Here is a 23,508-nt window from a genome sequence, read left to right as displayed (position 1 = left end):
GCAAGACTACAATAAACAAAGGATTGTTGTTTTACTAAGTTATTGTTTTTAAAGACTAGTTAATAAGTCTAACAAACAGATACTTAAGCACTATTGTAGTGTCTATTCATAATTTTGTTATAAAGAGAATTATCATGCCGATATCGCTCGGAAACGCTTTTATCAAGAACTTCCTTGGTAAAGCGCCTGATTGGTACAAAGTTGCCATTATAGCCTTCTTAATAATTAACCCGATTGTATTCTTCCTAATAAACCCATTTGTAGCTGGATGGTTGTTGGTCGCTGAATTTATTTTCACGCTAGCAATGGCATTAAAATGCTACCCATTACAACCTGGCGGTTTACTTGCTATTGAAGCCATTGCTATCGGCATGACTAGCCCTGCGCAAGTTAAGCACGAATTAGTAGCAAATATCGAAGTACTGCTACTTCTGGTATTTATGGTTGCGGGCATCTACTTCATGAAGCAGCTATTGCTGTTCATTTTTACCAAGATTTTACTTGGCATTCGCTCTAAAACCCTACTATCACTCGCGTTCTGCTTTGCCGCGGCATTTTTGTCTGCATTTTTGGATGCCTTGACGGTTATCGCCGTTGTTATCAGCGTGGCGATCGGCTTTTACTCTATCTATCACAAAGTAGCGTCTGGTAACCCTATCGGTGACCATGACCATACACAAGATGACACGATCACTGAACTAACGCGTGATGACTTAGAAAACTATCGTGCCTTTTTGCGCTCTTTGTTGATGCATGCTGGTGTAGGTACTGCCTTAGGTGGCGTAACCACGATGGTTGGTGAACCTCAAAACTTAATTATTGCAGACCAAGCGGGTTGGTTATTTGGTGAATTCCTAATCCGTATGTCTCCAGTGACACTACCTGTATTTTTCTGTGGTCTCATCACTTGTGCTTTAGTTGAAAAGCTTAAAGTGTTTGGCTACGGCGCAAAGCTTCCTAACAACGTTCGTCAGATCCTCGTCGATTTTGATCGTGAAGAGCGTAAAACGCGAACAAATCAAGATGTCGCAAAACTCTGGGTTCAAGGTCTTATTGCGGTTTGGTTGATCGTCGCACTCGCTTTGCACTTAGCGGCTGTCGGCTTAATTGGCCTTTCTGTGATCATTTTAGCGACCGCATTTACTGGTGTCATTGAAGAGCACTCCATGGGGAAAGCGTTTGAAGAGGCCCTGCCCTTCACTGCACTGCTTGCAGTATTTTTCTCGATCGTTGCTGTAATCATTGACCAAGAGCTGTTTAAACCAGTCATCGATGCGGTGCTTGCCGTTGAAGATAAAGGTACTCAGCTAGCTCTGTTCTATGTGGCGAATGGCTTATTATCTATGGTGTCGGATAACGTGTTCGTTGGTACGGTTTACATCAATGAAGTAAAAACTGCACTCATTGAGGGTCTCATTACTCGTGATCAGTTCGACTTACTGGCGGTGGCAATCAATACTGGTACTAACCTGCCTTCTGTTGCTACGCCAAACGGTCAAGCGGCATTCCTATTCTTACTCACATCGGCTCTCGCTCCATTAATTCGTCTGTCTTACGGGCGAATGGTTATCATGGCGCTGCCTTACACCGTCGTTCTTGCGATTGTCGGTCTAATGGGAATCATGTTCTTCCTAGAGCCTGCAACAGCTTCTTTCTACGAAGCTGGTTGGATTTTACCTCATAGTGGTGATCTGACTCCCGTAGTATCCGGTGGTCACTAAAATTTGAGTTGATTAGGAAACTTATCCACGATAAAAAGCTCTGAGTATTCAGAGCTTTTTCTATTTCAGACAGGAACAAAAACGTGACTATTTTAAATTCACTTAACCAGTTTTCAAAGGGACGTTTATCGTGGCTACTGCTTCTGCTATTCGTCGTTTTCTTTGAAGCATGTGCCCTCTATTTTCAGCACGTCATGATGCTTGCACCATGTGTCATGTGTATTTATGAAAGAGTCGCGATGATGGGAGTGGGCGTCGCTGCAATGGTTGGTATATTGGCACCCAAGAACCCAATTTTCCGCTGGCTAGGTTTGATAGGCTGGGGATTAAGTGCTTACAAGGGTTTGTTACTTGCGATGCAGCACGTTGACTACCAGTTTAATCCATCACCATTCGCGACTTGCGATTTATTCGTCACATTCCCTAGCTGGGCTCCGCTCAATCAGTGGGTTCCTTGGATGTTTGAAGCATATGGTGATTGCTCTAAGGTTGTATGGCAGTTCCTTGATTTATCAATGCCACAATGGTTAGTCGTAATTTTTGCAGGCAATTTAATCGCTTTGGCATTAATTGTAATTGCACAATTCTTCCCTGCAAAACGCGTTAATCCAATTCGTTAATCCTACTGACGCGTAAAAATTAACAAAAAGCCGACCATCTGGTCGGCTTTTTGTTAAGTGGATAGCGCGGCGATTCGATTTAGCCGCGTGATTGACCACAGCACTGCTTGAATTTTTTTCCGCTCTCACAAGGACAGGGATCATTGCGCCCGATACCTTTGAATGGGTTTAGGCTTTGAGCTTTATTGCCTACCATCAACTCATCCGCGCCCAGCGCGACTTCACCGACCATTAAATCAAGCTGATCGACTAAATCTGTCAGGGCCGGTGGCGTTTCAATACCTGCGTCGCGCATCTGTTGCTGCGTTGCTGGCTCATCGATAGCCAGCATCAAAGTGGTCAGTAATGCTTGCAGCATACGCTGTAACCCATCATTGAGCTCAACGTCTTGCCATTGTTCTTCAATCATTGGCCAAACAGACATAAAGCCTTCGGCAAAATCAGCAAGTTGTTCAGGTTCTTTGCCTGTTAGCTCTAGCACGGAATATTCGTTTCGTTGAATTCGGTTATGCTGCTTGTGAATTTGCTCTTCCACAGCTGGTTGAATCGCTTTGAATCCCTCACCTAATAGCGGCTCTAACCACTTTTCAGGAGCGAGTGGTTTTGTCGTCAGATTCGCAGCTAACACTGCGCCTTCGATAAATAGGCAAGATTCATCGACGTGAACTTCACCTTTTTCAATCAATGTGTATTGCATGACATCTGGTTTCCCATAAATTTGGCGGCATTATACCTCAGAGCTCAAAAGCAAGTAACCTAACGTTGTGTGTTTGACGGCATTGGGCGCTTCGAGTCTTTTAATGACAAACTTAACTTACATCGCTACAATCGCCCTCCTTTTTACCACCAAACTGTATTAGGCAAGCTATGCGAGTTGTACTAGGCCCAATGGAAGGCGTTTTAGATCATTTGATGCGCCAAATCCTGACCGAGATAAACGACTATGACCTGTGTGTTACGGAGTTTGTTCGCGTAATCGACCAGCTATTACCCGATCATGTGTTTCACCGTTTATGCCCAGAGCTGTTGCAAGGTTCTCAGACTGCATCTGGTGTGCCAGTACATGTGCAATTGTTGGGACAAGAACCGAACTGGATGGCTGAGAACGCAATTAAAGCGGCAAACCTTGGCGCCAGAGGTATTGATATAAACTTTGGTTGCCCAGCCAAAATGGTCAACAAAAGTAAAGGTGGAGCAGCGCTACTCCAACATCCAGAGCTCATTCACCGTGTGGTTAAAGCTTGTCGAGAAGCCGTTCCAGAAGCCATTCCCGTAACTGCAAAAATTCGTCTTGGCTGGGAGAACCCTGAAGATTGCTTTGAAATTGTCGATGCCATTCAGTCTGCTGGCGCAAATGAACTGACCGTACACGCACGTACTAAACAAGGTGGTTATAAAGCTTCTGAGATAAAATGGGATTACATCAACCAAATTCGTGAACGTTTTGATATCCCACTGATTGCGAATGGCGAAATTTGGAATTATGAAGACGGTCAACGTTGCATTGAAACGACTGGCGTTAGCTCTTTGATGGTGTGCCGAGGCGCTTTCAATATCCCTAACTTAGGCAATATGGTAAAACATAACCACCAGCCAATGTCATGGCCCGAGGTGGTTGAGTTGCTCATCTATTACTCCAAGTTTGAGATGAAAGGCGATAAAGGCTTGTATTACCCAAACCGCGTAAAACAATGGTTCTCTTACTTACGTCAGGCTTATCCTGAAGCAAAAGACCTATTTAGAGAAATCAGAACGTTCAACAAAGCCGCACCAATTGTTGAGCATATTCAACGCTACCACGATGACTTAAACTCTCAGGTTGCATAACTCCCGAACACAAAAAAGGACGAATATCTCGTCCTTTTTTGTATCTAAATCCTAGTAACAGATCTTATTTTTGCCGGTACTTTTGGCTTGATATAACTTTTCATCCGCCGCTTTAAACAATTCATCAAAGTTTTCTACTCGGCTCTCTTTACTAAACACCACACCGCCAGAGATCGTAAAGCCTTCTTTCGTTACGCGTGTCGAGCGCTCATCTATGGCCTTTTTTACTCTGTCTAAAATGAGTTTAATGCCCTCTGAATCTTCGTCATAAATCGCTAAAACGAACTCTTCGCCACCAAACCTTGAGGCAACATCGGTATGGCGAATATTTTCACGTATACATTTTGCAACAAGCTGAATTGCAGAATCACCGACATCATGACCATAGGTGTCGTTGATCTTCTTGAAGTTATCAATATCGAACACTGCCAAAGCAACCTGTTTTTTTGTCATCTTATTACGCCACACGGTTTGCATACCTCGACGATTCAATAAGCTGGTCATTGGGTCTCTTGCTGCCAGTTCTTTAAAGTAACGTCGCTCGCTATGCATATTCACATAGAACAAGACGACGGTACTCAGCACGTAAATAAATAGTGCGACAATAAGGCTGTATTTTTCAAAAACCGCTAGGTTCTTAGCTTCATCCCAAAGGTTGTACTCGTAGTACATGCTGTGATTCGCACTCAATCGCTCTAATTCGACTGGTTTGATTCGTGTACTGTTTGAAGGAATGGATTGTAAATTGGAAACCAAATGAAACTGACCTACAAGACCTAGCGATGAAGCCATGAGCGTATTGATATCAAAATCAATAGACAAAACACCTTGGTGTTCTCCTTTCTCATAGACGGGTACCGTCATACTAATGACTTGACCTTCCATCGAGTCCAACACAGGCCCTGGTCCAGCCAAGGTAATGTTCACTTTATCTTGCGCGGTTTTTTGCCAAAAAGGTCGGGCTTTTAGCGTTGACAAAAGCTCTCTTGTGAAATTTTTTGCGTAGGTATCGGGTGAGGAGATAACGTAACCGCGCTTGTCAATGTAATGGATTCCAACAATGTGCGATTCAATATCGTGCAGAAATGACAATGACGGCGCAAAACCCGCCTTTTGTTCAGCTAACTGGTTAATCGTTGAACCTTGCTGACATAAGCTTTCATCCCCTACGATCATATAATCAAGGTCAACCGCAGGTAACCCTTCACTATAAACACTTTCGAGTAATAACACATCTATAGGCCAAAGATAACAAAGCCCTTCTTTGACTAAAGAATTATGTTCTTCAAACAGTGGGTTAGCGTAATTGGTATAGTTGGTGAAGCTGTAATCTAAAGCCGTGAGTACTTTAATACCGCGAGACATTGCACGCTCGATACGCGAATACTCAGAATCGATATAGCGGTTAACCGCATCATAGTAATTTTTCGTTGTCACGAGTAAAACCACTACAAATAACGCCAGAGGAAAAAAGATGACAAATGAGAGGCTAAATCGCCTTTGGTTTACCATTGAGTACCATGCATATGAAAGGTCAATAGTCTCTTATGACTGCTATTAAATTGATACTCGTTATCTGGTGACGCATGCAATGCAGCACCAGATAACAAGAGACCAAACAAATGTGTGCGCGCTGTTTGAGACCGTTTATATATTAAAGGAGTTTAATCAATATAGAGTGTGGTGTCACTTTAGTCGCCATAATTTGCAGCTCTGTGCCGACATATTGACAGAGATATGACCTTTATAATCAACCTGTTCTGTGTCATCTAACAACGATATAACTTGGCTAACCTCCAAGCCCAGTTGCCACATAGGTAAATCGATTGAACATTCATTACCACTGAGATTAATCATAACAACGACTGCTTCACGACCCAGTACACGTGCGTACGCCAACTGGTTGTTAGTGCAATGCAGCCATTGAATACAGCCCGACTGTAAAGGCTTACATTGTTTACGTATCTTGACCCATTGTTGGTAAAGCGATAGCCATTGTGAACTTTCAATTTCATTCCAAGGAAAACAACGACGATTATCCGGGTCTAGCCCTCCTTCTAGACCGACTTCACTCCCATAGTAAATACAAGGCGTGCCAACGTAAGTCATAAGCATTGCTAGCGCGATGTTCATTTTACGCTTATCACCATCAACCAATGTGATAAACCGAGCAGTATCGTGACTATCGAGTTGATTTAGCTGCGATAGCTGATTCGAAAATGGGATTTTTGCTCTGGCTTCGTCCAACCATACTTTAAACTCCAAACCATCAATGTTGATTGGATCGTACATAATGTCTTGTCGTGCGATAAAAGCTCGGACTGGATGAGCAAAACCGTAGTAGTTCATCGCCCCATCCTCTTGATCACCTTGCAACCACTGCGTTGCTTCAAAAAAGTGCTCACCTAACACATAAGCATTCGGGTTTACTGACTTAGTTGCATGACGAAACGCTGCCACATAATGAGCATTGTTTTTCGCGCCGTCCCCTTCGCCAAGCATATGGATTACATCAAACCGCCAGCCATCAACCAAGTACGGTGGCTTCAGCCAATACTTGATGACAGAATCTTCACTTTGGTAGATGTAGTCGCGCACCTGTTCATTTTCGAAGTTCAGAACCGGTAAGTTACCAATGCCTTTCCAACCAATGTAGTGATTGGTTTCGCCTTCGAAAAAGTAGTAATCACGGAGCTTTGACTGCGGATTGCCATATGCTCCTTCTCCTTTTTGTTGGATATCAAACCAAGGATGATGCACTGACGTGTGGTTAAACACCGCGTCTAAGACAATCTTCATATTCTTACCACGGATTTTCTCACACAGTTCAGCAAACTGATCGTTGGTGCCGAACATAGGGTCAACAGTGAAGTAATCAGTGGTGTCGTATTTATGATTACTTGGTGAAGAAAAGATCGGATTAAAATAAAGCGCAGTAACGCCGAGCTGTTCAAGATAGTCCAACTTTTGCTCCACACCTTTGAGGTCGCCGCCAAAGAATTCACGTGCCCCGGTATTTTGGTGAGAGCCTACCGCATCTCCCCACGCCTTGACGAACGAGGCAGAATCATACTGAGCATAAGCGTGGCGAATATCAGACTCACTTTTACTAGCAGAAAAACGGTCAGGAAAGATTTGATAGAAAACTTGCTCTTGGACCCAGTTTGGTGGTTGATGCTCTACATTCAACTTAAAGTGGAACTCTTTGGGTGGAATACGCTTTTGTACGCCTCGTGCATCGAGCCAGTATTGTTGTCCGTCTTTGAGGAGCTTAAACACATAATGTGTGACATCTCGATCTTGATTTGGTCGAAACGATGCCTCCCATAGTAGTAATTCACCAGCTGTTCCTACTTGAGCCATATCGACCAGATATTCTTCATTGTCCGGCTCAATACGCACATAGACGGAATCAAAATCCAATGTCTCGGTTTTCAGTCTGACTGTAACTTGCTCGTCATTAAAAGCTAAACCATCAATAGTTTGACTATGAAAAATAAATGGCAGGTTCATTATGGGCACTCCTCGTCATCGGATATGCCACTATGTTATTGAAGAATTAGAGACAAGAAATCCTCCTTGCGAGTTGACATATCAGCCAATTTTCCCAAGGAGGATCACACTTAGTAGGCGTAGTGACTTGTCGGATACCGCTTAGTTCAACAAGAGACTGTCATCTGCCAGCTCTTCACCACGCACTTTGGAGAACATATCCAACAAGTCTGGTACTTGCATGTTAGCGCGCTGCTCTCCAGCCACATCAAGCACAATTTCACCTTGGTGAAGCATTACGGTCCTATCGCCACATGCTAATGCGTCTTTCATCGAATGCGTCACCATCATCACTGTTAAATCGAACTCATCGACAATACGTTTAGTTAAGTCGATAACAAACGCCGCCATACGAGGATCAAGCGCAGCCGTGTGTTCATCAAGCAATAACAGCTTACTCTCCGATAACGTCGCCATCACAAGGCTAACGGCTTGTCGTTGTCCACCAGACAGCAACCCAATGCTATCGCCCAAGCGGTCTTCTAAACCAAGACCGAGGATGCTAATTCGCTCTTGGAACAGCTTGCGACGTTTAGTAGAGAGCGCCAACCCCCAGCTGCGTTTTTTACCACGCATGTGCGCTAGAGCCATGTTCTCTTCTATCGTAAGTTCACCACAAGTCCCGGCCAATGGATCTTGAAACACTCGGGCGCATTGCGTCGCACGTTGGGCAACCGTCTGCTTGGTGACGTCTTTGCCATCAATGATCACCTGACCACCTATCATCGGCGTCTCACCTGTCACCGCACCAAGCAACGTCGATTTTCCTGCGCCATTAGAACCAATCACGGTAAGAAATTGATGCTCTGGAACCTCTAAAGAGACGCCTTTCAATGCACAATTTTCCAAAATCGTCCCAGGGTTGAACGTGACCTGAATATTATTTAGTTCGATCATAATGCCTCCCCAGAACCATTTTTTGATGCCGCTTGTTTAGCATCAGTAACGCGTTGTTTCGCTCTCATGCTCTGTTTTAGCTTTGGAGCAATAAGCGCCACAGCCACCAATACTGCGGTAACCAGGTTGAGGTCTGAAGCTTGTAAACCAAACATGCCAGAGCTCAAAGCGAAAGCCACTGCAAGGCGATAAAGTACCGAACCGATGATGACCGCAAACACCGCAACCCAAATCTTGCGCCCGGGAATAAGGGTCTGCCCCAAAATCACAGCTGCCAAACCAACGACAATGGTGCCCACGCCAGAGGTCACATCCGCAAAGCTGTTCGTTTGTGCAAACAACGCGCCTGCGAATCCCACAAACCCGTTGGATAAAGCCAAGCCAAAGTAGGTATAAAAGCCAGTGCTCGCCCCTTGCGCAGAAACCATACGCGCATTCACACCCGTGGCTCGTAAACCAAGACCAAAGTCGCTGTTCAGCAGGCGAATGACAAAGAAAGCGGAAAGAAGAACTAAGACCCCAACAACCAGAGGGCGAATAAACATCGCATCGCCCAATGCTTCAAACGGAGTGAGAATAGTATCCTCTCCAAGCAACGCCATATTAGGTTTGCCCATAATACGAATATTAATTGAAAATGCAGCGATCATGGTAAGAATGGAAGCTAACAGGTGTAAAATACCACACCGAACAGCCAGAAAAGCGGTTACCCACCCCGTCATACTACCAGCTATCATCGCCATTATTGTCGCAAGCCAAGGATTAATACCTGCGACAATCGCCGTTGCAGCCACCGCCGCTCCCATTGGAAAGCTGCCATCCACACTCAAATCGGGGAAATCGAGAACACGGAACGTAAGATACACACCCAGAGCGACTAGGCCATAAATCAAGCCAATTTCGAGTGCGCCAAAAAAAGCAAATGCAGACATAACTGCTCCTTTCTGCATGCTCAGGCTGGCTAATACCAACCTGAACGTAAGACTTCTAACGTATACTCCCCCTTCTTCTCTAGCAGAATGCTCTACACGAGAAATCCGGCGAGTATCAATTTTGGGGCAAGCCTCTACCAACCAACGTGACAGGCTTAACCCCAAAAAGCGTTACTTATTGCATGCTTGTCGCACGTTCAACCACAGAACTTGGCAGCTTGATACCGAGCTTAGATGCTGCGCTTTCGTTAATTACAAGGTCAGAGCCCGTCGCGACTTTTACATCTAGCTTGCCTGGTTCTTGACCATCAAGAATCGCCGCCACGTAATCCGCGGTTTGTACACCAACCTGGTAGTAGTCAAAACCTAAGCCTGCAATTGCACCTTTTTCGACATACGACGTCGCGCCACCAAATACAGGTTTCTTCGCTTGATTCGCTGCCACAATCATTCCTTCAATCGCACTTGCAACTGTATTGTCTGTTGGGGCGTAAAGAATGTCTGATTTCGCTGCAATCGCTTGAGTCGCAGACTGAACATCAGCACTTTTTAGTGCGGTCGCTTCAACCACTTGTATGCCTTTTGCTTTTGCGCTTTCTTTTAGTAATTCAACCAAAGTCACGGCATTAGCTTCACCGGGATTAAATACAACCCCGATGCTTTTCACCTGAGGAAGAATTTCTTGGATGAGATCGACATGCTGAGCAACGGGTGAAAGATCAGACAGGCCAGTTACGTTTTTGCCTGGTTGTTCCATCGACTTAACCAATTTCGCACCAACCGGATCTGTTACCGCAGTAAAGACAACAGGAATAGATCGAGTAGCCGACACCAAAGCTTGTGCCGAAGGTGTCGCGATGCCAACTAACACATCAGGATTTTCGCCGACGTACTGACGGGCAATTTGCACCGCAATCGCTGGATTACCCTGTGCGGTCTTATAATCAAATTCTAGATTTTTGCCTTCTTCGTAGCCTTTCGCTTTCAAACCATCAAGCAATCCTTGGCGCGTCGCGTCTAACGCCGGGTGTTCGACAATCTGTGAAACTGCGACAGTTGCAGTGGCGGCCAGTACACTGGTAGAAGAGAAAATAGCAGTAGCTGATAGAACGGCAGTGGCTAATAAACGTTTCGTTTTCATCATAACTCCTTGATGTGACTTCGTCCTTGTTTCACGAGCTTTCAATATGTGTATCGACTCGTGAATTCAAATGTTTGAAGGCGGTATTGTTGTGTTCATATAACTGTGCACTTCTTGCGCATCTTGTTTTTATTATTACTACTAAGTCTTAGTAAAGAAAAGAAAGATTTAACACTAAAGCAACATTTGTGATCGGGGGGACTTCTTCATCCGGAAAGAATCTTTGGTAAACAAAGCTTCGCTCGCTTCATCAACGACCGTCAAAGTAGGTAATAGAGGCAGGATCAAAAATGGAGCGGCCAGTGCACACTCCATTTCAAACAATTTAAATTAGAACCAACGCTCTAATGACGATTTATCGAGCTGGCGAAACGCTCGGTTCAGTATTATCGCAAGCTCTTTGTAACGAGGGCGAGCTTTGACAGGCTCTAATGCAAAACCTGTTTCCACAATTTTTTGATGCAACTCCCGATACCAAGAGGCCAAAGAAGGCGGCAATTTCGTGTTGGATCGAGCACCAAGCCACCAAATGCCCTGAAGTGGCAAGCTAATCGCAAACAAGGCGACAACAATGGATTGAGGTAACGCGTGGTAATTGTTGAATGCCATTTGAGTGAGTACGCTGATCGCAGCAACGGCCGGCATGACTTTAATGCCAAAGCGAGTCGCCTTAATGATACGCTGTTCCGGAAATATGGCGCTTAGCTCTTTACGAACCGGCCAGATCTCCATGTAATTCTGGCCATCTTTCAGGCTATGGATCAATCCGACTTTATTACTCATACCGCTCTCTCACTAAAAAATAGTTGAACATTTCAACTGAAGGTACAAAAAATTGATGAAAGTTAATATTCTTTCAAATTTTTTTTGTTATCATTGCTTATTATCGCTATCCTTTGCAGACCCTCAATCTCATTGTTGCTGTTATTTACAATTTAAGCAACTCCGAGATATCTATCTGCACGGATCGCATCATAGTGATGGAAGGGTTCATCACTATTTCTTTATATGGAATTAGAACAATTTTTGACCAGGATTAGTACGCAGCCTTCTGGGTATCGGCTATTCTTGTGATTAATTTTTCATTCTTTAACTGATTTTTTATCAGACGAATAACAGGTAGTCATACATGTCTAAGCTAGTTTTAGTTTTAAACTGCGGTAGTTCTTCTCTTAAATTTGCCGTTGTTGATGCCGAGAACGGCGACGAGCACTTGTCAGGTCTTGCTGAGTGTCTTCACCTTCCTGAAGCTCGCATCAAGTGGAAACTTGATGGCAAGCACGAAGCTCAACTAGGCAATGGTGCAGCTCACGAAGAAGCACTAGCGTTTATGGTAGAAACTATTCTTGCTTCTAAGCCAGAGCTTAAAGCTAACCTAGGCGCAATCGGTCACCGTATCGTTCACGGCGGCGAGCAGTTCACTCAATCTGCACTAATTACTGATGAAGTTCTAAAAGGTATTCAAGACGCTGCAACATTTGCACCTCTTCATAACCCTGCTCACATCATCGGTATCGAAGCGGCTAAGAAAAACTTCCCAGAGCTGAAAAACGTTGCTGTATTTGACACTGCGTTCCACCAAACTATGCCTGAAGAGTCTTACCTATACGCTCTTCCATACAACCTATACAAAGAACACGGTATCCGTCGTTACGGCATGCACGGTACTTCTCACTTGTTCATCACTCGTGAAGTTGCAGGCCTACTAAACAAACCAGTTGAAGAAGTAAACATCATCAACTGTCACCTAGGTAACGGCGCATCTGTATGTGCGATCAAGAACGGTCAATCTGTAGACACTTCTATGGGTCTTACTCCACTTGAAGGTCTGGTAATGGGTACTCGCTGTGGCGACATCGACCCTGCTATCGTCTTCCACCTACACGACGCTCTAGGTTACTCTGTTGATCAAATCAACACGATGCTAACTAAAGAGTCTGGTCTTCAAGGTCTAACCGAAGTGACTTCTGACTGTCGTTTCGTTGAAGACAACTACGGTCAAAAAGAAGAAGCAACACGCGCAATGGACGTGTTCTGCCACCGTCTAGCTAAATACGTTGCTGGCTACACTGCTTCAATGGAAGGCCGTCTAGACGCAATCACTTTCACTGGCGGTATCGGCGAGAACTCTGGCCCTATCCGTGAAATGGTTCTAAACCGTCTTGGCATCTTCGGTATCGAAGTAGATAGCGAAGCTAACCTTAAAGCTCGCTTCGGCGGCGAAGGCGTTATCACGACTGAAAACAGCCGTATCCCTGCAATGGTTATCTCTACTAACGAAGAGCTAGTCATCGCTGAAGACACTGCTCGCCTGACAGGTCTTTAATTGAATTCCTGGCTAGCCACTCGGCTAGCCAGATTTTCATTCAAACGAATTTCTTAGGGGCTCAACTCCTATTCTTCGAGCTTCATGGAATAAGAGTTGAGCTTTTATCCCCCAAATAGCTAAAGGTACTCTACGAATGTCTCGTACTATTATGCTTATCCCTACTAGCGCAGGCGTTGGCCTAACAAGCGTTAGCATGGGTGTTCTTCGCGCTATGGAGCGTAAAGGCGTTAAAGTTTCTTTCTACAAGCCAATCTGTCAGCCACGTTCAGGTGGTGATCAGCCAGATCTGACTTCAACTATCGTTGGTCGTAACAGCGATATGAAGATCGGTGAACCAATGGCGATGTCTGTTGCTGAAAGCCTAATCGGTAACGACAACATGGACGAGCTGCTAGAAACCGTTGTTGAACGTTACAACCAAATCAACAAAGACGCAGACGTTACGCTAATCGAAGGTCTTGTACCTACTCGTAAGCACCCATTTGCAAACCAAGTAAACGCGGAAATCGCGGCAACACTTGGTGCAGAAATCGTGCTAGTTGCGACTCCAGGTACTGATAACCCTGCGCAACTGAAAGAGCGTATCGAAGTAGCATGTTCTAACTTCGGCGGCACTAAAAACAAAAACATCTCTGGTGTTATCATCAACAAGCTAAACGCTCCTGTTGACGAAGCTGGCCGTACTCGCCCTGACCTATCTGAAATCTTTGACGATGCAGACAGCGCAAAACAAAACGAATTGAAAGTGATGGAAATTTTCAACACTTCTCCAATTCGTGTACTAGGTTGTGTGCCATGGAGCATTGATCTGATTGCGACTCGCGCAATCGACATGGCTAAGCACCTGAAAGCAGATATCATCAACGAAGGTGACATCAACACTCGTCGCATCAAGAGCATCACTTTCTGTGCACGTTCTCTGCCAAACATGATTGAGCACTTCAAACCGGGTTCTCTACTTGTTACTTCTGCAGACCGTCCTGATGTTATCGTTGCTGCTTCTCTTGCTGCAATGAACGGTGTGGATATTGGTGCAGTACTGCTAACTGGCGGTTACGATATCCCTAGCGAAATCGAAGGCCTATGTAAACCAGCATTCGACACTGGTCTACCTATCTTCAAAGCACAAGGTAACACTTGGCAAACGTCTCTAAACCTGCAGAGCTTCAGCATCGAAGTACCTGCAGACGATAAAGAGCGTATCGAGTTCATCAACGAACACGTTGCTGGCCACATCGACGGTAACTGGATCGAGTCTATGACTGAAGGCACTCAGAAGTCTCGTCGTCTAAGCCCACCAGCGTTCCGTTACCAGCTAACTGAACTTGCTCGTAAAGCAGGTAAGCGTATCGTTCTTCCAGAAGGTGACGAACCACGCACAGTTAAAGCAGCAGCGATCTGTGCTGAACGCGGCATTGCAGACTGTGTACTTCTAGGTAACCCAGATGAAATCCGTCGCGTAGCGGCTCAACAAGGCGTTGAGCTAGGTACTGGTGTAACCATCATTGATGCAGATGCTGTTCGTGAAAACTACGTTGCTCGCCTAGTTGAGTTGCGCGGTGCTAAAGGCATGACTGAAGTTGTGGCTCGTGAGAAGCTACAAGATTCAGTATTCCTAGGCACAATGATGCTTGAGAACGACGAAGTTGACGGCCTAGTTTCTGGTGCTGTTCACACTACGGCGAACACTATCGTTCCTCCGTTCCAAATCATCAAGACGGCACCAAATGCGTCTATCGTATCTTCAGTATTCTTCATGCTTCTGCCTGATCAAGTACTGGTTTACGGTGACTGTGCAATCAACCCAGATCCAACTGCTGAACAGCTTGCTGAAATCGCTATCCAATCTGCTGACTCTGCAGCAGCATTTGGTATCGAACCACGCGTTGCAATGATCTCTTACTCTACTGGTGAATCTGGTAAGGGTGCAGACGTTGATAAAGTACGTGAAGCAACAAAACTGGCTCAAGAGAAACGTCCTGATCTTATCATTGACGGTCCTCTACAGTACGACGCTGCTATTATGGAAAACGTTGCTGCTTCTAAAGCACCAAACTCTCCAGTTGCAGGTAAAGCGACAGTATTTGTATTCCCAGACCTAAACACGGGTAACACAACTTACAAAGCGGTACAACGTTCAGCTGACCTAGTATCTATCGGTCCAATGCTGCAAGGTATGCGTAAGCCTGTAAACGACTTGTCTCGTGGCGCGCTAGTAGACGACATCGTGTACACCATCGCTCTAACAGCTATCCAAGCAGACCAAGAAGCTAAATAATCGCTTCTGACATCTAGTTGGATATAGATACAAAGCCCTCGATTCGTCGAGGGCTTTTTCTATTGCTGGCCAGAACACTTATTTGTTTTTTATACCAATCACTGCACAACCTATAATTACTGGTGCACAAAGCTTTTCTCCCTATCGCCCCCCATACCTAATCGACATTGCTCGTGCTTGTTCTTACACCGATTGACCCACTCCCAAAAATGCATTGGCTCCAAAGCAGCACGGTCCCTGTTCAATTTATCGACATTATTTACGTTTTAGCTAAACTTTTTTGCTAGGAAATACGTAAAAGCTACTGCAATGCACAAATTCATTGACTGCTAAGGAATATATATGAAGGATTTCATCAATACATCACTGATAAAGTTTGGTTTAGCTGCGTTTCTGATTAGTTTTTCTTCATTCAGCTTTTCCGCCCCGAGTATTAAAGGCGTCGATCAAGATATGTCCGGAGGAACGGTGACCGCTGAAATGGCTCATGCTGATGACAATGGGTGGATGGTTGTCCACCGAACAGACGAATCAATGAAGCCTGGTCCTGTTATCGGCTACGCTCCGTTAAAAATGGGAAAGAATGAAAACGTAAATGCAATTTTGATGGAACCAGTAGAATCAGGCGATATGCTGATGTTAATGGTCCACGGAGAGAAAGGTGGCATGAAGACTGGTGTGTTTGAGTATACGCTCGGCGCTAAAGAGGACGGTCCTGTAAAAGTGGACGGAAAGCTAGTGATGGACATCGTACGCGCTAAGTAAGGTGGCGATGAATGAAAAAGTAAACTTCCTACTCCCGGTATTTAGATGACACAAAAGTACTTAACGGCATTGCTAACCGTTAAGTACTTTTTCATTTGCGATGGAAGCAGCAAACTAGCCAATCCTTTCTCTTCCATGAGGAGTATTTAGGTCTAAATCAGGCCCTTTTGGTACAACTTGCGTCGGATTAATCCCAGTGTGGCTGAAGTAGTAGTGGCGTTTAATGTGATAGAAATCCGTCGTATCTTCGACGCCTTTTACTTGATACAACTCTTTTAAGTAGCCTTGTATATTTTCGTAGTCTGCGATGCGCTGCTTGTTACACTTGAAATGCCCCACATACACCGCATCAAAACGAATAAGAGTCGTAAACAAACGCCAATCCGCCTCAGTAATTGTGTTCCCTGCTAAGTAACGATGCGTAGCTAGGTGAGCATCGATTTTATCTAATGCATTAAACAAAGAATCAAACGCTTCTTCATACGCCTCTTGCGTAGTCGCGAAGCCACAACGATACACTCCGTTGTTGACATTCGGATAAACAAAATCGTTCCACTCATCAATAACGTGTTTTAGATGTTCTGGATAGTAGTCGTCGCGATTCCCTGTTAACGCATTGAACTCCGAGTTAAACATACGAATGATCTCTGACGACTCGTTTGACACAATAGTATTGGTCTTTTTATCCCAAAGTACAGGCACGGTTACGCGGCCCGTGTAATCGGGTTTGGCCTGCGTGTAAATTTGATACATGCGCGTGTGACCAAACAATGGCTCAGGAAGCCCCATTTGCCAACCTTGGCTGAGCATATCAGGGCAAACGACCGTGACATCAATATGTGGTTCTAAACCTTTCAGCTTGCGGAAAATGAGGGTTCGATGTGCCCACGGACAAGCAAGAGAGACATACAAATGGTATCGACCGGACTCTGGTGTAAACTCCGCATCAGGGTCGTTTTTAACCCAGTTACGGAATCCGGCATCTTCGCGCACAAATTTGCCACCATTTGATTTTGTGTCATACCAGACATCTTGCCAAACACCTTCAACCAACTTACCCATGATTGCTCTCCTCTCGTTCTGTTTGTGTCTATATTAGCGTTTCCTATCAAACAGAGAATCATCGAACTTAGGACATCATGTTCAAGAAATTCGAATGTATAAATCAGACACATAAAAAAAGCGCGACCCGATGAAGGTGTCGCGCTTAAGCCCGTCACAGGCTGAATTTATACACTAACGTGTAAACAAGATACCGCGTGAACGTCATTACCTAAAATGGTTGGCTTTGTCTTCGCACACTCTTCGGTTGCTTGTGGGCAACGAGTGCGGAATACACAACCCGACGGTGGGTTGATAGGTGAAGGAAGATCACCCTCTAGCATTTGGATTTTCTTATTGCGCTCAATATCCGGGTCCGGGATCGGAACCGCAGACATCAGCGCACGCGTATATGGGTGCTTAGGATCAGCAAACAGAGCCTCGGCCTCGCCAAGTTCCACGGCATTACCTAAATACATAACTAAAACGCGATCTGAAATGTGTTTAACGACAGACAAGTCATGCGCAATGAATACCAGAGAAAGCCCTAACTCTTTTTGAATCTCTTTAAGCAGGTTAACCACCTGAGCTTGAATAGATACATCAAGCGCCGATACTGGCTCGTCACAAATGATCATCTTAGGCTTAAGGATAAGCGCACGCGCTATCCCGATACGCTGACACTGACCACCCGAGAACTCGTGTGGGTAACGGTTAATCACGTTAGGTAATAGGCCAACTTTCGCCATCATCTCTTTAACGCGATCTTTCACTTCCTGCTTAGACAGTTCTGGATAGAATGTCTCAAGAGGTTCAGCAATGATATCACCAACAGTCATACGCGGATTCAGCGATGCCAATGGGTCTTGGAAAATCATCTGAATTTCTTTACGCGTCTCACGGCGCTGAACGCTTTTCATTTTAGTAAGGTCTTGACCCAACCAAACTACTTGGCCGTCAGTAGCTTCAACCAGACCAATGATGGCACGAGCAAACGTCGATTTACCACAACCTGATTCACCTACTACACCAAGCGTTTCCCCTTCGTATAGTCGAACGTTCACGCCATCTACCGCTTTCAGGCTCGAAGGCTTTGACCACGGCCATGCCGACTTTGAGGCAATGCTGAAGTGAACTTTCAGCTCAGAAATGTCCAGAATTAGTTTTTTGTCTACTGCGTTCATTTGTTCCAAGCCTCCCATTCAGAAAAACATGCACGCTGACGACCATCACCAAATGGTGTCAGAATTGGCGCCTCGCGCTTACAACGATCCATCACACGGTGACAGCGCTCTTGATAAGGGCAGCCCGGCGGTAGACGAAGCAAGTTTGGTGGATTACCAGGAATGGTCGGCAGAATTTCACCCTCAGTATCGAGGCGAGGAATCGCCTTCAGCAGCCCCTCCGCATAAGGATGGCTTGGATTGTAGAAAATTTCGTTTACGTTGCCGTACTCCATAGTACGGCCTGCATACATCACCAGCACCTTGTCACACGAACCTGCAACCACACCAAGGTCGTGCGTGATCATGATGATCGCTGTGTTGAACTCAGATTTCAGCTCATTCAACAAGTCCATGATCTGTGCTTGTACCGTCACATCAAGTGCTGTTGTTGGCTCATCGGCAATAAGCAGTTTAGGACGACATAACAACGCCATCGCGATCATTACACGCTGACGCATACCGCCTGAAAACTCATGCGGGTACATCGTGATACGCTTACGCGCTTCAGGGATTTTTACCGCTTCCAGCATGCGTACTGATTCTTCAAATGCTTCCGCTTTGCCCATGCCTTTGTGCAGCATAAGCACTTCCATCAACTGATCACTCACTTTCATGTAAGGGTTCAGTGATGTCATTGGGTCTTGGAAGATCATTGCGATCTGTTCCGCACGCACTTTGTTCAGTTCTTTTTCTGGTAAGTTTAGGATTTCTTTGCCTTCAAACTTTGCGCTACCAGAAATAATACCGTTCTTAGCCAAAAGGCCCATGATTGCGAATACGGTTTGAGATTTACCTGATCCCGACTCTCCAACGATACCTAAGGTTTCGCCTTGGTTGAGAGAAAAGTTCAAATCGTTTACTGCGGTTACGATACCATCTTGCGTGGTGAATTCGACGCGCAGATCTTTGACATCTAATAAGCTCATCATTGCTTCCTTAATCTTATCTTTTAATTATCTGTCTTTTGGATCCAGCGCATCGCGCAGGCCGTCACCAACGTAGTTGAAGCAGAATAGCGTCACAACCATGAACACTGCTGGGAATGCCAGCTGCCAGATTGCTACTTCCATTGTCTGTGCACCTTCTTGTAGAAGAGCGCCCCAACTTGTCATTGGTTCCTGAACACCAAGACCAAGGAATGATAGGAATGATTCCGTTAGAATCATACTTGGGATAAGCAGCGTAGAGTATACCGCTACAATACCCAGTACGTTCGGTACGATATGACGAGTAATGATTTTCCAGTTGCTTACACCACACACATGTGCCGCTTCGATAAACTCCTTGCTACGTAGACTAAGAGTCTGACCACGTACGATACGCGCCATATCTAGCCATGCGATAGCACCAATCGCAACGAAGATCAGCATGATGTTACGACCGAAGAATGTTACCAGTACAATCACCAGGAACATAAACGGTACCGCGTATAAAATTTCTAGAATACGCATCATTACGCGGTCAACTTTACCGCCGATGAAACCAGATGCTGCGCCGTAGAGCGTACCAATCAGTACCGCTACAAATGCCCCCATAACACCTACCATCAACGAAATACGACCTCCAATTAGCGTACGCACGTATAAATCACGGCCTAAGCTGTCAGTACCAAACCAATGGTCAGCATTCGGTGCAACGTGCATCGCGTACCAGTCAGTATCATCAAATGTGTACGGTGCGATCATTGGCAGGATAATAACCGCCAACGTCATTAGAACAAGAAGGAATAAGCTCACCATCGCCGCTTTGTTGCGCATGAAACGGATACGAGCATCTTGCCAAAGACTGCGACCTTCAATCTCCAAGTTTTCGGAGAATTTCTCAATCGCTTCTAGGTTTTCTTTTTTCGTTAACATAACCAAACGTCCCTGTTAGTAGCGAATTTTCGGGTCAATCATTGCAAGTAAAATATCTACAATCGCGTTGAATAGAATAAATAGGAAACCAATCAGAATGGTTACCCCCATTACTAGCGAGTAGTCACGGTTAAACGCAGCGTTAACGAATAGTTTACCAATACCAGGCAGACCAAAAATGGTTTCGATAACAACGGAACCGGTGATGATACCTACGAAAGCTGGACCCATGTAAGAAACAACAGGGAGAAGTGCCGGCTTAAGAGCGTGTTTGATAATGATGTAACGGTAACTTAGACCTTTAGCACGTGCCGTACGAATAAAGTTACTGTTTAGGGTTTCGATCATCGAACCACGCGTGATACGAGCAAAGGTAGCAACATACAGTAGCGACATACCAATAACAGGAAGCACTAAATACTGCCAGCTACCATCTTGCCAACCGCCCGCAGGGAAGATATTCCAGTGAAGCGAGAATATGTAGATAAGCGCAGGCGCCAATACAAAGGATGGCATTACGACACCAAGCATCGCAGTCGACATAATGGTGTAATCAATCCAAGTATTTTGCTTGAGCGCAGCAATGGTACCGACGGTAACCCCCATTATCAAAGTAAAGATAAAGGCGATGAAGCCCACTTTAGCCGAAACAGGTAAGGCAACCGCGATCAGCTCGTTTACTGAGTAATCAAGGTATTTAAATGACGGTCCGAAATCACCTTGGATAACATTGGTCAAATACGTGGTGTATTGTTCAAATACAGGTTTATCCAAGCCATATTTAGCTTCGATATTTGCCATTACTTCGGGTGGCAATGGACGCTCTGTCGAGAAAGGGTTTCCCGGTGCAAAGCGCATAAGAAAGAAAGATACGGTGATCAAAACCAACATTGTTGGGATCGCCTCAAATATCCTTTTTGCGATGAATTTAAGCATAAACTCACTCTTTCAGTCTGTGACAGTTAAATTAAAGAAGTCGTCCAATTCTTTTGGACTAAAGATAGGCGCTACATGCAATTTCTCACATGTAGAGCCTCATTTTTATAGTTCTATCGAGTTACGAATTACTCTGTGATGTAGAGATCTTTAGAGTAAATCTTGTCTTCCGCGTTATTTACTGGGAAGCCACCAACTTTCGGTGATAGTAGACGTGATTTCACGTACTGGTAGATAGGTGCGATTGGCATATCTTTTGCCATCAACTTCTCTGCTTCTAGGTAAAGTGCTTGGCGCTCTTCGTCAGAGGTTGAAGCAAATGCTTTGTTCATGATCGCATCGTACTCTTTGCTGTCGTAGTGAATACCACCAGTAGTGTTATTACTCATCATCAGCGTTAGGAAAGATGAAGCTTCGTTGTAGTCGCCACACCAACCTGCACGAGCAACCTCAAAGTTGCCAGAATCTTTGGTAGATAGGTAAGTTTTCCACTCTTGGTTTTCTAGCGTAACGTCAAGACCAAGTGTCTTCTTCCACATTGAACCCAGTGCAACCGCAAGTTTCTTGTGGTTCTCTGATGTATTGTATAGAAGGTTAAATTCAAGAGGGTTGTCTGCGCCGTAACCCGCTTCTTCCAATAGACGCGCAGCTTCTGCGTTACGCTCTTCTTGCGTCATTTTGCCGTATGCAGGGATTTCTGGGTTGAAACCTGCCGTAATTTCAGGTGTTAGGAAGTAAGCTGGCTTTTGACCTTGACCTAAAATCGCATCAGTCACAATGTTACGGTCAATCGCATAAGAAATCGCTTTACGCACGCGAACATCATCAAACGGCTTTTTCTTCGTATTGAAGATGTAGTAGTAAGTACATAAGTTACCGGTTACAGACACTTCTTGTGGGTGCTCTTTCTTCAGACGCTTGAAGTGCTCTGTAGGCAGCTCGTTCGTGAAGTCGATTTCACCCGCTAGGAAGCGGTTCATTTCCGCTACTTGGTTCTCGATTGGTAGGAAAGTAACTTGGTCAAGCGTCGTGTTTTCGTTGTCCCAGTACTGTTCGTTACGTTTTAGAACCAAACGCTCGTTTACAACCCAGTTGTCAACAACATAAGCACCGTTACCTACAAAGTTCTCTGGCTTCGTCCATTGATCGCCGAACTTTTCAACAGTTGCTTGATGAACAGGTTTCACTGTCGTGTGGCCCATCATCATTACAAAATATGGTACTGCAGTATCTAACTCAACCACTAACGTGTGATCGTCAACCGCTTTAACACCTAACTCGCTCTTATCTTTTTTACCCGCAACAATGTCTTTTGCGTTCTTCATCTTGGTGTATTCCATGTACCAAGCATATGGAGAGGCGGTTGCTGGATCGACTGCACGTTGGAAGCTGTAAACGAAATCACCTGCAGTGACAGGATCACCGTTTGACCATTTTGCGTCTTCACGTAAGTGGAAAGTGTATGTTTTGTTGTCTTCAGTTTCCCAAGATTCTGCAACGCCAGGGATAGTGTTACCGTCCGCATCTTGGTTTACAAGGCCTTCAAGAAGATCGCGAATCACGTGGGATTCTGGAACACCTTGAGATTTATGAGGGTCTATTGTCGCAACTTCTGTACCGTTACCACGCACCAATTCTTGAACAGCAGCAAGTTTTGGCTCTTTAGAATCAGATTTAGCTTCAGGGGCTGGAGCCGGAGCAGGCTCAGCAGCTTGTTTCTCCGCAGGCTTTTCACCACAACCAGCTAGAGCGAGAGAAAGACCAGCACCAATAAATAAAGCGCGCGTGATTTTATTCTTATACATGCGTAAAACTCCAAATTTTTTCGTTAGCATCCATGACTTCTTTGTAAGGGCCTGGAACGGTCAGAGTTTTAGATTTTTTTAGTGCACTTTCTGAGCACAAAAGTCTAAAACCTTACAAAGACTGCGGCACACATTAGCAATCATTGAAGTAATTTGCCATAAAAATGTAGCAAAAAAACCAATAATGCTGACCAAACCACACATATCTAGCAGTAAACTCTAACTCCAAAGCATTCACCAGCCAAATAAAGACCAGAAGCGACATTTAACAGGCAAAACTTTCGATTAATCTGAGTTTAAACCATTTACTAGCATCTTATGCTAGATATTTACACATCATTTAACATTTATGACAAATCAAGTCTAACAAATAATTGTTTATATATTGGGCAAAAAACTTTTATTGTGAAGAATATCACCAGACAAAAGATAGGAAATATTGAAACAAAGTGAGCAATACAATGAAGATATGACCCGTCCTGATATGGGTTGACACTTTTTAACTAAAACGCTCGATGTACTTCATCGGGCGTTTTGTATTTTAAAGCCGTATGAGGCCTCATTTGATTATAGATATCTACG

The 23,508-nt window shown here is 44.7% G+C and carries 19 protein-coding genes; 6 read left to right on the top strand and 13 right to left on the bottom strand.

All coding sequences use genetic code 11. The annotated features are described in order from the left end of the window. Positions 1–134 precede the first annotated feature (134 nt). Together nhaB and dsbB are read left to right on the top strand one after the other, a co-directional pair. A complete protein-coding gene (gene nhaB, locus R7Z78_RS14675; RefSeq protein WP_005380822.1) occupies positions 135–1,721 on the top strand; it encodes a Na(+)/H(+) antiporter NhaB in 1,587 nt (528 codons plus the stop codon). A gap of 83 nt (positions 1,722–1,804) precedes the next feature. After that, positions 1,805–2,341, top strand: a complete 537-nt coding sequence (gene dsbB, locus R7Z78_RS14670; protein ID WP_017821379.1) for a disulfide bond formation protein DsbB — start codon at positions 1,805–1,807, stop codon at positions 2,339–2,341. Positions 2,342–2,420: 79 nt separating this feature from the next. On the opposite strand, the gene R7Z78_RS14665 is transcribed toward dsbB, so the two are convergent. Beyond that, entirely contained in the window at positions 2,421–3,038 is a 618-nt protein-coding gene (locus tag R7Z78_RS14665; protein ID WP_005380818.1) for a YecA family protein, read from the bottom strand. A gap of 170 nt (positions 3,039–3,208) precedes the next feature. Between R7Z78_RS14665 and dusC the strand changes: the two genes are divergently transcribed. Beyond that, positions 3,209–4,168 carry a tRNA dihydrouridine(16) synthase DusC gene (gene dusC, locus R7Z78_RS14660; protein WP_104975495.1) on the top strand — a complete coding sequence of 320 codons (960 nt, stop codon included), beginning with the start codon at positions 3,209–3,211 and terminating at the stop codon, positions 4,166–4,168. Between the two features lie 51 nt (positions 4,169–4,219). Here the strand turns inward: dusC and R7Z78_RS14655 are convergent, their stop codons facing one another. From R7Z78_RS14655 to yfbV, 6 genes are all read right to left on the bottom strand, one after another. Next, positions 4,220–5,680, bottom strand: a complete 1,461-nt coding sequence (locus tag R7Z78_RS14655) for a sensor domain-containing diguanylate cyclase (protein ID WP_005380815.1) — start codon at positions 5,678–5,680, stop codon at positions 4,220–4,222. A gap of 174 nt (positions 5,681–5,854) precedes the next feature. After that, the gene (gene malZ, locus R7Z78_RS14650) at positions 5,855–7,681 is read right to left on the bottom strand and encodes a maltodextrin glucosidase (protein ID WP_104975496.1); all 1,827 of its coding nucleotides are present in this window, start codon (positions 7,679–7,681) and stop codon (positions 5,855–5,857) included. A gap of 141 nt (positions 7,682–7,822) precedes the next feature. Beyond that, complete coding sequence (locus tag R7Z78_RS14645; RefSeq protein ID WP_104975497.1) at positions 7,823–8,617, bottom strand: ABC transporter ATP-binding protein; 795 nt, start codon at positions 8,615–8,617, stop codon at positions 7,823–7,825. Next, the gene (locus R7Z78_RS14640; RefSeq protein WP_012841584.1) at positions 8,614–9,549 is read right to left on the bottom strand and encodes an ABC transporter permease; all 936 of its coding nucleotides are present in this window, start codon (positions 9,547–9,549) and stop codon (positions 8,614–8,616) included. The genes R7Z78_RS14645 and R7Z78_RS14640 overlap by 4 nt, the downstream gene beginning before the upstream one ends. Before the next feature lie 175 nt (positions 9,550–9,724). Then, entirely contained in the window at positions 9,725–10,690 is a 966-nt protein-coding gene (locus tag R7Z78_RS14635) for an ABC transporter substrate-binding protein (protein ID WP_104975498.1), read from the bottom strand. Positions 10,691–11,020: 330 nt separating this feature from the next. Further along, a complete protein-coding gene (gene yfbV / locus R7Z78_RS14630) occupies positions 11,021–11,473 on the bottom strand; it encodes a terminus macrodomain insulation protein YfbV (protein WP_005380809.1) in 453 nt (150 codons plus the stop codon). 346 nt (positions 11,474–11,819) lie between these two features. Between yfbV and R7Z78_RS14625 the strand changes: the two genes are divergently transcribed. The 3 genes from R7Z78_RS14625 to R7Z78_RS14615 all read left to right on the top strand — a co-directional run bounded on the left by R7Z78_RS14625 (position 11,820) and on the right by R7Z78_RS14615 (position 16,062). Continuing rightward, positions 11,820–13,016 carry an acetate kinase gene (locus R7Z78_RS14625; protein WP_005380807.1) on the top strand — a complete coding sequence of 399 codons (1,197 nt, stop codon included), beginning with the start codon at positions 11,820–11,822 and terminating at the stop codon, positions 13,014–13,016. A 136-nt stretch (positions 13,017–13,152) separates the two neighbouring features. After that, a complete protein-coding gene (gene pta / locus R7Z78_RS14620; RefSeq protein ID WP_005380805.1) occupies positions 13,153–15,297 on the top strand; it encodes a phosphate acetyltransferase in 2,145 nt (714 codons plus the stop codon). A 342-nt stretch (positions 15,298–15,639) separates the two neighbouring features. Next, the gene (locus R7Z78_RS14615; RefSeq protein WP_005380804.1) at positions 15,640–16,062 is read left to right on the top strand and encodes a hypothetical protein; all 423 of its coding nucleotides are present in this window, start codon (positions 15,640–15,642) and stop codon (positions 16,060–16,062) included. Between the two features lie 114 nt (positions 16,063–16,176). Here R7Z78_RS14615 and R7Z78_RS14610 read toward each other — a convergent pair whose 3' ends face one another. The 6 genes from R7Z78_RS14610 to R7Z78_RS14585 form a co-directional block, all read right to left on the bottom strand. After that, the gene (locus tag R7Z78_RS14610; protein ID WP_053349611.1) at positions 16,177–17,124 is read right to left on the bottom strand and encodes a glutathione S-transferase family protein; all 948 of its coding nucleotides are present in this window, start codon (positions 17,122–17,124) and stop codon (positions 16,177–16,179) included. A gap of 167 nt (positions 17,125–17,291) precedes the next feature. Further along, positions 17,292–18,305: a murein tripeptide/oligopeptide ABC transporter ATP binding protein OppF gene (gene oppF / locus R7Z78_RS14605; protein WP_005387265.1), complete on the bottom strand. Its 1,014-nt coding sequence runs from the start codon at positions 18,303–18,305 to the stop codon at positions 17,292–17,294. Continuing rightward, a complete protein-coding gene (locus tag R7Z78_RS14600) occupies positions 18,284–19,255 on the bottom strand; it encodes an ABC transporter ATP-binding protein (RefSeq protein ID WP_005380792.1) in 972 nt (323 codons plus the stop codon). The genes oppF and R7Z78_RS14600 overlap by 22 nt, the downstream gene beginning before the upstream one ends. A 27-nt stretch (positions 19,256–19,282) precedes the next feature. Beyond that, complete coding sequence (gene oppC / locus R7Z78_RS14595; protein ID WP_017633861.1) at positions 19,283–20,185, bottom strand: oligopeptide ABC transporter permease OppC; 903 nt, start codon at positions 20,183–20,185, stop codon at positions 19,283–19,285. A gap of 15 nt (positions 20,186–20,200) precedes the next feature. Next, positions 20,201–21,121: an oligopeptide ABC transporter permease OppB gene (gene oppB / locus R7Z78_RS14590; RefSeq protein ID WP_005380786.1), complete on the bottom strand. Its 921-nt coding sequence runs from the start codon at positions 21,119–21,121 to the stop codon at positions 20,201–20,203. A 128-nt stretch (positions 21,122–21,249) separates the two neighbouring features. Beyond that, a complete protein-coding gene (locus R7Z78_RS14585; RefSeq protein ID WP_017633862.1) occupies positions 21,250–22,926 on the bottom strand; it encodes an ABC transporter substrate-binding protein in 1,677 nt (558 codons plus the stop codon). Positions 22,927–23,508 lie beyond the last annotated feature (582 nt).

The organism is Vibrio sp. 1167 (assembly GCF_033340375.1).
Classification (GTDB): Bacteria; Pseudomonadota; Gammaproteobacteria; order Enterobacterales; family Vibrionaceae; genus Vibrio; species Vibrio alginolyticus.
Note: the sequence above shows the minus strand (reverse complement) of the source record. Positions and strands in the feature narration are given on the sequence as shown.

Excerpts from the sequence above, each read along its gene's own strand:
- nhaB (WP_005380822.1), top strand. The coding sequence starts at position 135 with ATGCCGATATCGCTCGGAAACGCTTTTATCAAGAACTTCCTTGGTAAA.
- R7Z78_RS14665 (WP_005380818.1), bottom strand. The coding sequence starts at position 3,038 with ATGCAATACACATTGATTGAAAAAGGTGAAGTTCACGTCGATGAATCT.
- dusC (WP_104975495.1), top strand. The coding sequence starts at position 3,209 with ATGCGAGTTGTACTAGGCCCAATGGAAGGCGTTTTAGATCATTTGATG.
- R7Z78_RS14655 (WP_005380815.1), bottom strand. The coding sequence starts at position 5,680 with ATGGTAAACCAAAGGCGATTTAGCCTCTCATTTGTCATCTTTTTTCCT.
- malZ (WP_104975496.1), bottom strand. The coding sequence starts at position 7,681 with ATGAACCTGCCATTTATTTTTCATAGTCAAACTATTGATGGTTTAGCT.
- R7Z78_RS14645 (WP_104975497.1), bottom strand. The coding sequence starts at position 8,617 with ATGATCGAACTAAATAATATTCAGGTCACGTTCAACCCTGGGACGATT.
- R7Z78_RS14640 (WP_012841584.1), bottom strand. The coding sequence starts at position 9,549 with ATGTCTGCATTTGCTTTTTTTGGCGCACTCGAAATTGGCTTGATTTAT.
- R7Z78_RS14635 (WP_104975498.1), bottom strand. The coding sequence starts at position 10,690 with ATGAAAACGAAACGTTTATTAGCCACTGCCGTTCTATCAGCTACTGCT.
- yfbV (WP_005380809.1), bottom strand. The coding sequence starts at position 11,473 with ATGAGTAATAAAGTCGGATTGATCCATAGCCTGAAAGATGGCCAGAAT.
- R7Z78_RS14625 (WP_005380807.1), top strand. The coding sequence starts at position 11,820 with ATGTCTAAGCTAGTTTTAGTTTTAAACTGCGGTAGTTCTTCTCTTAAA.
- pta (WP_005380805.1), top strand. The coding sequence starts at position 13,153 with ATGTCTCGTACTATTATGCTTATCCCTACTAGCGCAGGCGTTGGCCTA.
- R7Z78_RS14615 (WP_005380804.1), top strand. The coding sequence starts at position 15,640 with ATGAAGGATTTCATCAATACATCACTGATAAAGTTTGGTTTAGCTGCG.
- R7Z78_RS14610 (WP_053349611.1), bottom strand. The coding sequence starts at position 17,124 with ATGGGTAAGTTGGTTGAAGGTGTTTGGCAAGATGTCTGGTATGACACA.
- oppF (WP_005387265.1), bottom strand. The coding sequence starts at position 18,305 with ATGGGAGGCTTGGAACAAATGAACGCAGTAGACAAAAAACTAATTCTG.
- R7Z78_RS14600 (WP_005380792.1), bottom strand. The coding sequence starts at position 19,255 with ATGAGCTTATTAGATGTCAAAGATCTGCGCGTCGAATTCACCACGCAA.
- oppC (WP_017633861.1), bottom strand. The coding sequence starts at position 20,185 with ATGTTAACGAAAAAAGAAAACCTAGAAGCGATTGAGAAATTCTCCGAA.
- oppB (WP_005380786.1), bottom strand. The coding sequence starts at position 21,121 with ATGCTTAAATTCATCGCAAAAAGGATATTTGAGGCGATCCCAACAATG.
- R7Z78_RS14585 (WP_017633862.1), bottom strand. The coding sequence starts at position 22,926 with ATGTATAAGAATAAAATCACGCGCGCTTTATTTATTGGTGCTGGTCTT.